This is a genomic window from Anaplasma capra, from assembly GCF_025628805.1.
GTDB classification, from domain to species: domain Bacteria; phylum Pseudomonadota; class Alphaproteobacteria; order Rickettsiales; family Anaplasmataceae; genus Anaplasma; species Anaplasma capra.
In genome coordinates, this window is the sequence record NZ_JAOTBG010000003.1 from 67,958 (window position 1) to 84,579 (window position 16,622).

7 protein-coding genes are annotated in these 16,622 nt (G+C 46.5%); 3 read left to right on the forward strand and 4 right to left on the reverse strand.

Annotated features, from left to right (window positions below):
• The first annotated feature begins 47 nt into the window (after nt 1-47).
• Nucleotides 48-626 carry a sigma 54 modulation/S30EA ribosomal C-terminal domain-containing protein gene (locus OC187_RS01405; protein ID WP_262998020.1) on the forward strand — a complete coding sequence of 193 codons (579 nt, stop codon included), beginning with the start codon at nt 48-50 and terminating at the stop codon, nt 624-626.
• 404 nt (nt 627-1,030) lie between these two features.
• The gene (locus OC187_RS01410; RefSeq protein WP_263008513.1) at nt 1,031-9,670 is read left to right on the forward strand and encodes an ankyrin repeat domain-containing protein; all 8,640 of its coding nucleotides are present in this window, start codon (nt 1,031-1,033) and stop codon (nt 9,668-9,670) included.
• A 28-nt stretch (nt 9,671-9,698) separates the two neighbouring features.
• Here OC187_RS01410 and nuoH read toward each other — a convergent pair whose 3' ends face one another.
• From nuoH to gyrB, 4 genes are all read right to left on the reverse strand, one after another.
• Entirely contained in the window at nt 9,699-10,760 is a 1,062-nt protein-coding gene (gene nuoH / locus OC187_RS01415) for an NADH-quinone oxidoreductase subunit NuoH (RefSeq protein WP_262998018.1), read from the reverse strand.
• A 1-nt stretch (nt 10,761) separates the two neighbouring features.
• Nucleotides 10,762-12,834: an NADH-quinone oxidoreductase subunit NuoG gene (gene nuoG, locus OC187_RS01420; protein WP_263008514.1), complete on the reverse strand. Its 2,073-nt coding sequence runs from the start codon at nt 12,832-12,834 to the stop codon at nt 10,762-10,764.
• Between the two features lie 7 nt (nt 12,835-12,841).
• Nucleotides 12,842-13,057: a hypothetical protein gene (locus OC187_RS01425; protein ID WP_262998016.1), complete on the reverse strand. Its 216-nt coding sequence runs from the start codon at nt 13,055-13,057 to the stop codon at nt 12,842-12,844.
• Between the two features lie 155 nt (nt 13,058-13,212).
• Nucleotides 13,213-15,594, reverse strand: coding sequence for a DNA topoisomerase (ATP-hydrolyzing) subunit B (gene gyrB, locus OC187_RS01430; RefSeq protein ID WP_262998015.1), 2,382 nt, complete (start codon nt 15,592-15,594; stop codon nt 13,213-13,215).
• A gap of 324 nt (nt 15,595-15,918) precedes the next feature.
• Here gyrB and OC187_RS01435 point away from each other — a divergent pair, with 324 nt between their 5' ends.
• Nucleotides 15,919-16,488 (forward strand): UbiX family flavin prenyltransferase, encoded by a 570-nt coding sequence (locus OC187_RS01435; protein WP_262998014.1) that lies wholly within the window; start codon nt 15,919-15,921, stop codon nt 16,486-16,488.
• Nucleotides 16,489-16,622 lie beyond the last annotated feature (134 nt).

The window sequence follows — 16,622 nt, forward strand, 5'->3', positions numbered from 1 at the left end:
TCAAGATTTTGCTAGTACAATAGTCGCCGGTGTACAAGAGATATTGCATGAACATAATTATCGCGTGTAGAGGCTATAAGGCAACAGCAAGTATAAAATCCTATGTTGAAAACAGCATTGCATCCCATATGGGTAAATACCTACAAGGTAATCCAGGAACAAGTGCAAGGGTTGTGCTCGCAAAAGAGGCGCACATGCTCACTTCTTGTATCTCCATATGTGCAGATCATCAAGAATTTGTGCGAACATCAAGAAGCGCTGACACTGTTTACAAAGCTATAGACGACGCAGCAGCTCATATAGCCAGCAAGCTGCGTAAGTACAAGGGGGAAAAAATAGACAGACATCGCAAACTGCGATCTATTCGGGATGAAGCAAAATGTAAGGGATATTCGTTCAGTAACAAAGAGGCTGGCAGTCCCGATATCGAAGACTCGCGCTTCATAACGGAAGAAGAGATATCGCTGAAGAGAATGTCTGTAGGGGAAGCTGCGATGGAGCTTGAGCTTATGTCAGTGCCAGCACTGATGTTCATAAATGCAAAAACCGACAAGGTAAACATGGTATACGCCAAGGGAGAAACCATTGTTTGCGTTGACCCGCTGAATGTAGTAATGGGAAAATAATCGGTAATGGTACAAACAATATTGGAGAAAGCTTCCAATAGTGACCTTCATCTCAACTCTGGTGTCGTAGCGGCGTGGCTTAATGCTCGGTGTACGCGCAGGTCTGTGAACTCATATTAAAAAATTAATTTCTTTTGCGATGTAGCAATTGCGTGGTATTAGTACCCCAGAGGTGTATTGGAGCACACATATGTACAAGTATCCAGACCTGTACTTTTGGCGCAATGAAGATTGCTGCAAGACCTTCAGGGGTAGATGTCTGCCTATGGTTTGCGCCCACCTACAGCCTACTGATGTTCGTATCCCCCAGCGTGACCATCGCCACCCTAGAGTATAATTAATACTGTGGTAAACCATTAGCGTGTAATGTCTGCATTAATTAAAGTGCTAAGGAATAATAACAAATGCCTGGAGAAACCGACATTCGCAGCAGGCTATTGAATGCAATAGCGGATGATGATGCCTCAGCTGTCAAGGAAGTATTGAAATCACTTCCTGCCGCAGACAGGGCCGCTGCCATGTTCCGCCCGATTTTTGACGGCAGGCCACTGTTGCAGTATGCACTGATTAAAGGCGGGGAAAGACCCAGCGTAAATGCATTCAAAGAGATCTTGAAATTTTGCAACTCTGACGTCCTCAATACAGCAGACAATAACGGAGATCTGCCGGCGTTTATGGTGCTAAACGCCCCAGTAGAGTACCTAGATGCCATGCTAGACACTGAGAATGTTAACTGGGGTGCAACTAATGCTAAGGGTGACACTCCCCTCTCTCATGCACTAAAAAACAAAGACATAGCGTTCAACAGGAGGTCGTTTTCTAGGCTTGCAGAGCTGCATCCACAGGTTCTATATCGTTTGGACAAATCTGGTAATAACATTGTACATGCCGCGTGTAATTCTGGCTCTGCGGAGAAGTTTGTATTCGCTGCGGATCTTCCTACCCTAATCGCAAAAAACAATCCTAGATGCGTTAGAGATTCTAGTGATTTGCTAAGCCATAAGAATGGTATGGGTCAAACCCCAGTTCACGTACTTTATGACACTTGCAGCCAGCCCTTAGAATCACTTGGCGCATATATAAAAAGTTACAGCCCTGTCCAAAAGAAAGTGGACCTCCTGGCTAAAGACAGCGAGGGTAAATCAGCAATATATAAGGCATTAGAGCGCGATGATCTTGAGATTTACGAATTCTGCCAGCCCGGCAGCGATCCTGACCGTGCCGGAGAGTTTTTCGTTTCAGCTGCGGAACTCAATAATCAGGAAGCAGTAAATAAGATCATTGATTCGCAGGAATTGGACCCAGTTTTTGCGTATATGCGCACACTCTTGAAAGAGGATCCCCAAAGATTGGTAAAGTGCATCAACTCCGACACGGTTGCGGACGACTTTTGGAACTCTGCCTACAACAGCGATACCTATACGCATGAGGATCGTGCTGCGCTACTGTTCTGCATAGCAGCCTCTGATGAGCATCATGACTTATTACAGCAACTTACTCAAGATCCAGACGACACCATGCTACGCGTATACGATTTCAATGAGATGACGCGTAGTTTCCTAAATCGGAATATGTATCTGCAAAATCCCGACCTGTTTTTTAAGGTGGGATCTAATTATATCGATCTTGATATCTTCACCACAGAGGGTGTGATGCCAGTTGTTCGGGCAAACTCAGCTCCTGACACCTTGCAAGAGGTGTTGAATAGCTCTCAAGTCCCTGAACTGGCCAATATGGTTTCGAAAGCAATGTCACAAAGGGATTGCTTTGGTACCTCAATAATTGGCAAAGCAATAAGTACGTGCGACAAGGAGAAGATCCCTACACTTCTCCATAATGTGCTACAATACGCGCAACAATACGCAACAACAGATATCGCACGGTCATTAAAAGAAGAGATATGTCGCTCCACGATAGATCTCGCTGCAGCAGGTGATACAGACAAAATACTTGCAGTACTTAAAGTAGTGCCAGATGCCGTATATTCAGAGGAACCCAAATCGGGCAGGAGCGTACTTGAAGTGGCTTCTGACAGCGGTAATACACAGGCAACATATGCCCTTCTTGAATTCCATAAAAAGGTCTGCAGAGATGCTGAGATGCGCCACAGTAGCGCAGATTTACAGCGCACCATAGAGCATAGCATAGCACAAGTTGCAAGAGTTAACCCAGAAGCAGCTGGCGTCATGGCCGTGGGTATACTCAATAGTGACAAGCACATTTCCCTTAATGCTGCAAGAAGAATACTGCAGTACGCAGCTCCAACAAACAGAGGCACCTTAGAAAATGCTCTTAAGACGGTACATCCATCTCTGACAGAGGAGATATTGCCATTACCACAGCACAAAACATCAAAAAGCGTGGCTGAGCTGTATGAACCCAAGCAAAGTAGTACAACGGGCGATCTAGCACCAGATAGTAGTGCTACAAGCGACGACAGAGCACTGCAAAACTATGGGCTCCTATACAAATATGCGGACATGCTGGAATCACTGTCGAGCGACGCACACAAATTCAAGAAGGAAATTGCACAAGATTTCAAGACCTTAGGGGCTTTGAGGCAAACATCTTTTCCAGATAAAAAGGGGCATAGCTTATTTACACTTGCGGCCATGCATGGTGTGCCAGCGCAGATGGATATCGTGGTATCCAGATTCAATGATGCACGCAGGGAAAATTTGGCCTTCAGAGCTGATTACAAGAAGATCTCTTCCCTAGGCTCCCCTCTTCAATGCGCAATAAAGGGCAATAATGTTGCCATGACAAATTATCTCCTGGGTAAGATGAAAAGTTCGGAGATATGTTCACAATACGGCAGCAGCGAGGACAACCTGATACACACTCTCATTAAGACGGGCAACCTCGATACTCTCTTCTCCCTACCGCACACAACACAATCCCCTACCAGGAGCTCATCGAGGCAGGTTATACAGGCAATCTCACAGAGGGACGCTGAAGGAAGAACACCAGTGGATGTTGCATTTTCCATGGGCGAGGAATCGTGCAGCGCAATGTGCGCCTTTATATCAACTGCTATAAGTGAGCAGGACATAGAGCGTTTACTGGTAGACGGGTCAATAATGAAGCAGGCGCTAACGTACGATAGTCCTTCCGCGCTGAAATGGGTATTTGACCTCGCAGACGGGCTGAATAGCCAACGTAGGGCACAAAACCGCGGGAAAAAGATCAACATACTAGGTAACGAACGAAACCTCCAAGGCTTAGTGGAGCAAGCAGCTAAAAATAACAACCCTGATGTGCATAGTGCCCTCTTGGATAGAATCAAGAGAGATTATATAGGCAATGATGCGGGGCTTCAAAGCCTGTGTCAGCGGTTGCTGGTGAATATGGCTGAAAATAATGTGTACAACGCGGAGTTATTCAAAACTTTAAGTAGGTTCGCCGCTGAACCGGATAGAGAAAGCAGCGACTATCTTGACTATAACGCTCTTCTGATACAACACGCAGTATCGCACGACAACCCAAATCTTATAGCACATGTATCAAACAACCCTGGGTTTGAGTGGCCAGACGGGAATGGCCTGCTAAAAGATTCTAAAGATAACATGCTTGCGTTTTTGCTCGAGACTGAACGTGTTTTTACACTAGATGATGACCTAATCCCCGAAATAGTGAAGCCTGGGCTCATGCCCAATGCGTGCGAAGCGTATATAAATACGCTGCATATGCCACGGCTGCAAACAGAACGTGGGCATCGTATGCTGTATTGCGCCATTGAAGCGGGTAATGAGCACGCAATAGAAGCGCTGCTGAGGCACAATTTTGATGTCCTAATATGTACGCAAAACGCGGGCCCGGACGCTCAAGAGCGCACTCAGAACCTCATATACGATATTGCGGTTAAGACATGCCCCAACAACGAGGCAGGAAAAGGCGTGTTAAGATATCTAGCACATCAGACTGTAAATGCGCTACTAGAGGAAGATAAAAAAAATACCGGTTTTGTCCCGAACTCGGAGTTCTCCTACACTCTTAGAAGTATATTGCTTCGGTATAACCCGGACTTGAATGCGGAAGATCTCGAAACGCTCAAGAACTACACAGAAACTGGAACTTACAATGTGATGCAGCGGCGAGGCACCGACAATCTCCTACGCATAGCGTTAGAATCTCGGAATCTTAAAGAGGCAGAAAAGCTACTCGAGGATCACGCCACCTACCTGGAAGCACAGCAAGATGTCGGTGGTGTTGATGATATCATCAACGAGCTCACAGATGGCTGCTCCATACTACACTTAGCTGCCTTGCATGGTAACCATAAAATTCTCAATAGGCTCATAGAACTCGGAGGCGATCCATCTATTCCCACATCGCAAGGAGAAAATGTGGCGCACTTGTGTGCACGAAGTGGTATGAAGACAGATGATGGAAGATATGTTTTTGAAGCACTAATCACCAACTCTGCTACAGGAGATAAGCGCCTAAACACAGTTGACCAAAAAGGCATGGGCATACTCGCACACGCATCCAGATGCAGCAATGAATCCAGCACCACAGAGATGCTGGAGCTCATACGCAAGAAGCCGGAGCTTGACTCTCAGCTTGGTACACTTTCAAGTAAGAGCGACAAAAAAGGGAGAGATTTCTTTTACAGCACCGTGGGAAGTGCAAGCCTGGAACGGCGGGACAGTGCCATTAGTGCCTTTATAGCCAGCGATTCCGGGATACATGCTAGTGCACAGGAAAATACACTACTTCGGGAATTAAAAAAGGCTGAAGGAGCCAAGGCTGTTGACAAGATGGCCTTGACAAACCTGCTTACGAGTTTGTCCCTACAATCACACACCGAGGTACAGCCGCTAGAACCGGCAAAAACCGTCGTTGGTGGTCCTAGAAAATTATTAGTCCATCACCAAAAGACCTTATTCGACATAGTAAATTCCACATCTATCGGACAGAATGACCTAGAACACTTGCACAAAATACCAATGGATGCGTTTGTAGCAAAAAATTGGAAGATAGGAATGTCTCCGATAGAACACGCGATTGCCGTAAAGAATCTAGATTTTATCGGGTATTTACTCAGGCATAGGGCAGATGATCTCAGACCGAACGTATGTAATACAGAAGGGGATAACCTACCGGTGCAATTGTCGAAGCTCGTCGCCGAGGACGCCACAATTCTGGAGCAGAATAGTGACTTCGCTGAATTGTATGGGAACCTACTTAAACAGTGTAATTGCACTACACAGTCGCGGAGTCACGCCTCTGTAATTGGGGCTTTAGAGCGCATAGAAGGGCACGACGACTCAGCAACGCTCACAAGCTTGCGAGAGGAGTCTCGTACTGCCACAAACAAGGAATCAGAGCTAAAGCATCGACTTCTCTCAATTGAGTCAGAGTTACAGCGCAGCTACTATCCCGGAGTGGTAAACTCGCTCGCGCAATTTGTGCGAGAAAACCCTGCATTTGCCAGGAATTCGGCCAACACGTTCCACACCCTATTCTCGAATGCTATATCAGATGCTGTGTCAACGCGAAGTCTCACGGATGCCCACAGAAGCTATATAAAAGAGCTCATTAAGAATAGTGATACAAGAAGTCTGCTCGCTAACGTAGACCATAATGGGAATAACGCACTACAAAGCGTTCTGCAAGAGCTATCAGAAAGTAAAGTTGGTATAGGAATAGCTAAGGCGGACGTACTGCAAGAGATACTCGCAGAGCTCTTAGTAAACTTAGGTAAGGAGGATCAAGAAACGCTTAGAGATGTGCTTCTGAAGCACAGGAACGCGAACGGGGACAACTGTGTGGAAATGCTTGCATCAGTCAATCCCTCATACGACTTGTTCAGAGCGATAGAAACGAAGTTGAGCAGCAACAGCATAGCCGACTTTTGTGATCTCAACACAATACTAGTAAGAGCGGCAAGTCAGGGCGCACTGCAACGCCATATATATGAGAATTATGCCGTATTTCCAATCGGTGGGTGCGACATTGAACAAAATTCCCGTATACACAATGCTACCGTTTCCGGCGATTATGGCGCGTTCATTGCCGCAATGCAGACAGGGAGTAATATAAATCAGACCGATAAGAACGGCAACACACCTATACACAGCTTGCTGATCCACTTGGTACAAAACAGGGGAGACATCAAGAGCGGACACCTGAAAATTTTAGAAACTCTAGTTTCTCACGGGGCCGCTCTGCACCACAAAAACAATGACAATCTCTCTGCGTGTGACATAGCGAAAGACCTGGAGGGGTCACTCTTTGAACCTAAAAATGGCTGTTTGCAGCTACTCGCACAACATAGGTTGCGATACCATGAGCTCAAAAGAAAGACTCAAGAGGAAGTAGAAAAGAATTTCGTCAAATCCAGTGGTGGTAGGAAGTTGACTCAGCCATACTGCGACATATCCGGCGCAATCGTGGCAGTCAAATTGGGCAACGAAACACTACTGGTTAGCAAGTTGCTCAACAGTGGTTTTTGTAACGACAACAGTCTGAGCAGAGCGCAATTCAGTTTCAATGAAGACCAGGATCAAGGATATGTAGAAAAGGTAGGCAATAAGCGCAACTATACGGTAACAGAAGGTATTGTGAGGCTGAACCTTACTTGGAAGCCCACGCAGGGTAAAGAACAAAAGGTCTCCGTGGCAATATGTGCAGACGGAACGATAAAGGTAGAAGATAATTTTATACAAAAATGTGGCGAAAAGGGAGAGCGGTTGAACTTCAATAACTGCAAGGTATTCGTTGGAGGGTTCTCGCTAGAAGATGCGCTCAGAAGCGGTGTATGGAAGAACGTATCGGAGAGGTCAGCAGGGGCAGGCATAGATAGGAGCGTAGAGCATAGTGCCGAACAGGGGATGGGACCAGCACCAGAGAGCCCAGGTAGCACCATGGAACAGCGCACATCTGGGGATGCCGGTACATCAGCACACATCGAAGACCCGGTAGAGCCCATAGCAGCAGATTTTCAGCATCCACAGCCAGCCACAGTAACCGAACCAGAGATCAATGCGCTAGATTATTACTTAAGAAATATTGAAGGACGCGCAATCCAAGCGCATGAGAGCGTGGAAGCGGGAGTGCAAGAATGGGCTGATATAGTCAATATATGTCACAATTTAGAATTACATTACTCATTTGATGCCAGTGAAGAGAGCAACGTATCAGCAGCTTGCGCCTCCTTCAAGGCAACACATGCAGCTTTAGTTGCAGAACAATCTGTGCTCGAATCCCTCATTAAAAATGATGACTTGGCTACACATGTTGGAGACAGCATCGACCATGGTACTACCGGAATTCGATGCACGTATCTAGGTAAGAGCACTGACGCTGTGCAGGTAGACAGTAGCGGGGCAGTAAAATTTACAGGGAGTGGTGCCGTTATACCTACTAACTGCACTTCTCCTTACGGGTTCGGTAATAAGCTAGATGCAGAGATAAAGGATTCATTGGAATTCATAAAGACCATCTGTGACAACGTGCAACAAACCGAATATGAGATCAAGTTGCCAGCCATAGAGTACCTACCCATGCTAGCAGTAGCTGTACGAGACGCTAGAAATCAGCTAATCAACAACAAACACCCAGATGATCTGAGCCTCAGCGAAGGAAAGCGCGCGCTAGAGTTCGTCGCCGACACGGTAAATGACTATGTCACAAAATATGGATCACAACTGGGCATTGTCGGGGGAGTTGCACCAGGAATGACTGGAGAGCTAGCAGAGGAACATGGGTCAGGAGTCGCTGATTATGACCAATCCATATCGGACTACGCAAGTGATGTGAGCTCAGAAGAGGAGATAGAAGCACAACCTTACGCGGGTAATGGTCAAACCCTATTATGGGACTATACAGAATTAGGAGGTGATATAGCGCCACTGGGAGAAACACCACCAATACGGACAGGTGGCATACCTATTGCAGACATTAAATTACCTCCATCATCAAATCTTTCGGAGAAGACCGCTGCCATTTTGCGCGAGCTTGGAGTGCAAGACAGTAGCAACGCGTTGGCTGCGGAGAACGCAGAACCCTTACAGAGCGCATCCGGGACGGAGAGAGCTTGGAATAACGTTGTGAGTGTATGCGAAAGAGCTGGCCATTTTTACGCGTTTGATGTGCCCACAACAGCGAATGTTGAACAGTTCTCAAATGATCTACTCCTCGAGTATTCCAAAATAGAGAGCGCACAACAAGGCGGTAACAATGCTGCGCAAGTTGATAATGCAATAGTATCAGTGGCACAAAAACACAATGTGCGGTGCGCAGTCTTGGGAACTGAGCTAAAGATACAAGATAGTGAGGTACAACACGGTTTGGAACGAGGATTTAGTTCACCGTACGGATTCGGACATGACGTTGATCAACGTATCCAGTCCTCACTGGAAACAATGCAAAAGATTGCTAGAATTTCCAACACAAACTTGAACGTGACGATACAGCGTAATAATCTTCCAGGAATAGTATCAGCAGTGAACACAGTAAAAAACACGCCTCCATCAGGCATGCAATTTCCCGATCTAGAAAGTGAAACATCTATCAGTCAAGATCATGGACGGCGTATACTCATGGAGATTATGAATGAGCACATGCTAAATGAAGGAAGAAGTGTTACTGCAATGTCGCACTATGCAAGCGGCTCAGTAAGAGAGAAGGTGCAGTATTTCGAGAAGCGTGGCAGCATGAGCGCAGACGTGGCTACTGAGCCCGAAAGTCATGAACCTACTACACAGCAATTTTTCGGATCAAACACCGCTGCACTAAAAGACCTAAGTGCAAGCACGATAGACAAAGAGCTAGAAGATGCTGCAGAAGGGCTTGCTAGCATGCGGCAAGATACATCCGTAGGCGCACAAGGATCAGGGCCACGCATGCATGAAACTGGCCAACAATCCCCTGATTCACAACTTAGCAAAGAAGACGTGGGTGAAGATCCGTGGACAACACTGCAATCTTGCAGCGAGGATATTAGCGCACTTACGCTCGAAGGTACAAGCAGCAGTCTACCTATGACACCAACCCATACCCCATCAACAGAAACACAAAAAGGAGGGCCAGGAAAGTAGCACAGGTACCAAAAACATCTGCCACCCTCTACTTGGGAAGCTTATCAAAATACAAGAGAATCCCAGATATCACAACAACCCACACGCAAGAAAACGGAAGAAATATTTTCCATCCCAATCTCATAAGTTGATCATACCGATAGCGAGGCACTGTTGCTCTAATCCATATGAAACAGAACAGCAGCAGCAGAACCTTTAAGCAGAACCACACAAAGCCGGGTACTAGGTATAACAAACCTATATCCAGCGGTGGATACCACCCGCCCAGGAAAAATATTGTCATCATGGCGCTGACAAGGATCATATTGGCATATTCACCCAAAAAGAACAGAGCAAATGGCATTGATGAATACTCAACGTTATACCCAGACACCAACTCCGACTCGGCTTCTGGCAAATCGAATGGGTGGCGATTTGTTTCAGCAAGTATTGAAATGAAAAATACAAATGCCATGGGTAGCATGAGCAGATCCATCCAATACGGCATAGAATGGCGCGCAATGACGATATCAACCAGTCGCAAAGACCCCGTAGACACCGCCACAGCAAGTACAACCAGTCCCATGGATATCTCGTAGGAAATCATCTGAGATGCAGATCTGATGGCACCCAAAAATGCGTACTTGGAGCCGCTGGACCATCCCGCCATAATGATTCCATAGACCTCCAGAGAGGATATAGCGAAAATGTACAAAACCCCCAAATTAATATCAGCAATGGACCTAGGAATGACGACCTCAACACCATTTACAACTTGAACGCTGGCACCAAACGGTATAACCGCCCACCCAGATAGCGCTAAGGTAAACATGACAATAGGGGCAATAAAGAAGGCAAAATTTTTCGACTGCAACGGCAAAATGCTTTCTTTTGTTATGAGCTTGAGCGCATCAGCAAATGGCTGAAGTAAGCCAAAAGGCCCAACCACGCTTGGACCGTGCCTTAGCTGCATAAAGGCTATAACCTTGCGCTCCATGTACACAAGATACGCAACGGAAAGCATAACCCCTATTATGACAGCAAGCATAACAAAGATCATTGGCAATTCAAAAGAAAAAAGTTGCACAAAAAAGCCCTGGAGAACACCCATATCAACAAGCTTTGTCCATAAAAAACCTAGTACACTTCGCCATAGTTGCAGATGCTCTACTGATGGGATCTGTCATATAAAAATTCCTCTTTGCAGCGGTAAACTCCCGTTCGAATGCAGGCAACTCAAAACTTTCGGGCGGAGAAAACCATTCCTGGGCAATCAAATTCCCTATATTCTCCTCCTTAAACTGGGCACCAACACTAGAAAGCTCATCCCAAATATCAAACACAGAGCCATAACCAAAACCACACCCCATGCGCTCTGCCAATGCATTCAAGATCATCCAATCTTCCATGGAATCTCCTGGGGAGCGAATGGCAACCTCCGTTCTCTGCACCCTACCCTCAGTGTTCACGTAAGTAGCTCTCTTTTCTGTATATGCAGCCCCAGGTAATACTACATCCGCCACATGTGCACCGTGGTCCGCATGGTGCCCCTGATATATTACAAACGGCAAGGCACCCGAGGACTTCTTAAGAGACTTAAGATCGAGTTCATCAGCGCCCAAGAGATACAACACTTGAAAACCACCGTCAGAGGCCTGACGCAAAATCTCGTGCACTCCAACTTTACTCGGATCCCTAGGAAGAAAGCCTATATCTAACCCTCCAACCCTAGCAGCCGCTCTGTGAAGCACATTGAATCCATTCCAGCCCTCCTGTACCATGTCAAATTTCTCAGCAATGCGCGCGGCCAGGAGCAGCACTCCCCCTCCATCTTCCGAGAGAAGAGCATCCTGTCCAAGCACAATCATAGGCCTTTTTGCAGCCCGTATAGCTTTACAGAATTCATGTTGCCCATCGTAAATGTCTTTCAGTACCTTGAGCTCCCTACCCAAACTCTTCACCGCATATGTGTACTCAAAGTCATGCCCCACAGTAGCAATCACCATATCACCACTCAGGTAACGCTTGCGCATTCTGGCATTTATTATGGGAGCATCAAACCTCAGATTCGCATTCACTAATAAACACAGATCCGCCTCTTCTATCCTGGATATGGACGTATTGAACAGGTACATGCTCCTAGGGTATGGTAGCAACTTGGCACCATCTTGCCTGCAGTCCATAGTGTCACTACCATGGTGCAGCATAAGCTTTTTCAACAGAAGCATAGATTCACAATCGGTAATATCTCCGGAAACTGCGGCAACTTTACCAGGAGATGCGCTGCGGAATTTCTTAGCAACTAACGAGAGTGCCTCGTCCCAACTGACGCCCACAAGCTTACCGCCCCTTCTCACGTACGGCCTGTCAAGGCGCTGAACACCTAGACCATCACACGAAAACCTCGTTTTATCTGATATCCACTCCTCATTGATATCCTCGTTAAGCCTGGGCAGGACGCGCATAACCTCCAAACCACGGGAGTCAACTCTAATATTACTGCATACCGCATCCAAAACATCTATGGTATCACAGTGAGAAAGCTCCCACGGCCTAGCTTTGAATGAGTACGGTTTTGACGTAAGCGCACCTACGGGGCACAAATCTACTATGTTACCAGACAATTCTGAAAGGATACCCTTCTCAACGCAAGAATCGATCTCAATGTTTTCACCCCTACCAAAAGTGCCAAACTCATACGTTCCCGCAACATCCGATAAAAATCTCACACACCTAGTGCAGTGTATGCACCGATTCATTGAATTCTCAATTAATGGCCCAAACACCTTCTTTGACACGGCACGCTTACTCTCGTCGTACCTACCAATACCGCGCCCGTAACCCATTACCTGGTCCTGTAGGTCACATTCCCCGCCCTGATCACAGATTGGACAGTCTAGAGGGTGATTTATGAGCAATAATTCGAGGACGCCTTCCCTAGCTTTTCGAACTTTTTCGCTATTAGTGCTTACTTCCATACCCTCGGATACGGGCATGGCACAAGAAGCCGCCAGCTTTGGCTGACCAGAAATCTCCACCAGGCACATTCTGCAATTGCCTGCTATAGCCAGACGCTCGTGATAGCAAAACCTGGGAATTTCGACCCCGGCACTTTCACACGCCTGCAGGACAGTGACGCCATCCTCTACTTCAACCTCAGTAGAGTCTACTACCACTCTAACCACAACAACCCTATATACTTGACCACTGCAACGGAACTCCGTCAGAACCCTCAACTAAACTGCCATCATCAAACTGAGCCGCCATAAACACGTGCCCTGCATCCCTATTAACGTACTTCACAGGCCTCACCGCCTTACCCGAATACGACTTGGTTAAGCTACCCTTTTTACGCTGGCTAGGGTTGTTCTTACTCGCGGTCTTAGCGACCTTACCACCTTTTGCCATAACCACCCTCAAAAAAACAACGCTATTCTACCAGGTGAAACCACCCCGTCAATAACAATAACCAAGACAGGTCAGGTACCGCAACGCACAGTTAAAAATGACAATCTCAACCGGTAAAACTACAAGCACAGGACATCAGCAACGCCGAGTCTGATTTATGAATCAATATTTTCGACCCTTAGTGCGTTATCATTGATAAAATCTCTTCTAGGCTCAACAAGATCTCCCATAAGCACAGAAAAGATAGAGTCCGCTGCAGCGTAATCCGATATCTTAACCTTTAGTAGCGTCCTAGTCTCCGGATTGAGTGTAGTATCCCACAGCTGATCGGCGTTCATCTCACCAAGACCTTTAAACCTCTGGAGAGCCATGTCCTTACGTCCAAATTCCACAACGCTACTGGCCAGCGCACAGGGAGAACGCACTTTCACCTGGTAATCTTTGGCGGACAGCATAGCATTTTCGACAAACACGTCCTCTATGCCATCTAGCATACTGAGAACTCCTTGCACATCCCTGGTATTTATAAAATCCATCCCTATCGCGTACTTATCAACCATGCCCTGAGATAACCTGAAGATTTTCAGCACGCCGTCCTCAGATACATCAACATTCCATTGATATTCCGAAAACACCCTATTCAAATGGGCAGCAATGTCTGCGGGAGATCCCAGACCAGCTCTTTTATACTGCACAATGAGCGACTCAAAAACCTCTTGCGGTATGATCCTAGCGTAGGATTTGGTTACATTTGAAATACGCATACACTTGCGCAGTATGGACTGCAACCCTGCACCTGAGTGTTCCGCTCCCCCGCTGAGAACCAAGCTCCGGGTCGCATTACCCACAATGTAGTCACTCAGTGCCTCATCATTCTTGATGTACGTATCTCTCCTATGTCTAGTAAGCTTATATAGAGGAGGCTGAGCGATGTAGAGATACCCCTCACTTATAATGTCCTTCATGTGCCTAAAGAAGAAAGTGAGCAGCAAAGTGCGTATATGTGAACCATCAACGTCGGCATCAGTCATTATGATGATCTTGTGATACCTAACCTTTGACACATCAAAGCTGCCTATCCCTATGTTGCTACCTATAGCCGTAATAAGCGAAGCAATCTCACTAGAGGAAAGCATCCTGTCCAGCCCTACGCGCTCCACGTTGAGGATCTTACCCCTTAGTGAAAGCACTGCTTGATATCTACGATCCCTACCCTGCTTCGCAGAACCCCCAGCAGAATTACCCTCAACTATAAATAGCTCAGAAAGTTCGGGAGATTTCTCCTGGCAGTCAGCCAATTTTCCGGGTAGAGCTGTAAAGTCAAGTGCACCCTTATTCTTAATTACCTCGCGGGCCTTCCTAGCTGCTTCCCTACCCTTAGCTGACCTGATGACCCTTTCCACCACGCTCATCGCCAGCTTAGGGTTGGTCTCAAAAATCGAAGAAAGTTTTTCAAAAACTATGCTTTCAACAACCAACCTCGCCTCTGAACTGACTAACTTATCCTTGGTTTGGGATGAAAACCTAGGATCAGGCATCTTGATTGACAACACGCAAGTCAATCCTTCCCTTACGTCTTCCCCTATAATAGAAACCTTCGCCTTTTTCAGGCACCCCTCACTAGTGGCATAGTTGTTAACACACCTGGTAAGTGCTGAACGAAATCCCGCAAGGTGTGTACCTCCATCTTTTTGGCGAATGTTGTTTGTAAAGCACAGCATGTTCTCATAATAAGAGTCATTCCAGCACATGGAGAGCTCTACAGCTATCTCGTAGCCACTCATAATCCCCTTGAGAGAAATAACCCTGGTCACTGGAGTCTTATTGCGATCTAAATATTCGACAAACGCCGCAGTACCGCTACTACCCTCCTCAGAAACATTACCGAAGTTTGACTCAACAACAGGGGACTCTCGCAAATCCCTAAGAGTAATCACTACGTTAGAATTCAACAGAGAAAGCTCTCTAACTCTGTTCTCCAAAGTAGAGTAGCTAAAATCGGTGTGAGAAAACACGGAAGCAGATGGCATAAAACTCACCTTGGTGCCCTTCTTACTGCCACATTCTCCTACCATCCTTAACGGGGAAACAGCAGCCCCGTCTTCAAATCTCATAAAGTACTCTCTGCCTTCTTTCCAGATCGTTAGCTCCAACCAGCTTGAGAGCGCATTAACCACGGATACACCAACACCATGCAGCCCACCTGATACTTTATAGCTGTTGTGATCAAACTTACCCCCTGCATGAAGCTGCGTCATTATAACCTCAGCAGCAGAGATTCCCTCTTCCTCATGAATGTCTATAGGAATACCGCGACCGTTATCCGTAACGGAAACAGACCCGTCGGCCTCTATTGCAATATCTATTTTGTTACAAAACCCCGCTAAGGCTTCATCGATCGCATTATCTATAACCTCATATGCCATATGGTGAAGCCCAGAGCCGTCATCCGTGTCTCCAATATACATACCAGGACGCTTCTTGACCGCATCGAGACCCCTCAAAACAGTTATTGAGCTCGCGTTATAACTACCCATTCTGACACATTCGCAAAGAATCACCCGCCCAATGATACAAAAAATCCAGTAAATGTAAAATCCAATAAGCTCACAGAAGCGTGCAGTGCAAAAATGTCGCTTATGGCATACTGACAAGTTTCCATTTTCGGGATTTTTGCCAGAAGATACCTAGCACAACAAAGAGGAGTGACGAGAGCTCCGGGATGGGGACATAACGAGCCTGGCCACAGATAAAGAAAACATGCAGAGCACACAAACTAATGGTTAAGCATATTAAGAAAAACGCATTGTACTTCGACACTTCTAATTCTAGAATGGGGCCATGTGCGGGGAGCATCACCTATGCAAAAAAGAATAATTGTGGGAATTAGTGGGGCATCCGGAGCGTTGTATGCAGTACGTATGCTCCAAAAGTTGCGTCAGACCGGGTACGAAGTGCACCTAGTAGTGAGCGATGCAGCAAAGGTAACTATAGCCCATGAATGCGGCCATCTGATCACTGTAGAACAGCTTTGCTCAGAATACTGTACGTATTACCACGATGCACACAATGTAGGCGCATCAATAGCCAGTGGCTCTTTCAAGACCACAGGAATGGTTGTAGTACCATGTTCCGTGCGCACCATGTCCGAAATTGCATCAGGTATAACTTCTAGCTTGCTTACCAGAGCTGCGGACGTAATACTGAAAGAGCGAAAAAGACTGGTGCTCATGCCAAGAGAAACTCCTTTGCATCTTGGGCATTTACGCACAATGGTGTCGCTAGCAGAAATGGGGGCAATAATAGCTCCACCCATACCTGCGTTCTATCACCATCCCAAATCTCTGGATGACATAGTCAGCAACTCGGTAGATCGTGTGCTAGACATACTAGGTGTACAAGTAAGCTCCCAGGAATGGCAGGGAATTTAGTTACGCTTCTCCACACATTTAGGCAATTGCGGGAATAGCGTATACAAGAACAAGTTTTGACCGAATTTTGTGCCGATAAAATTCCACATCAACTTCACACATGGCTATGGTATAAGTACAAATCTGGCATCCCA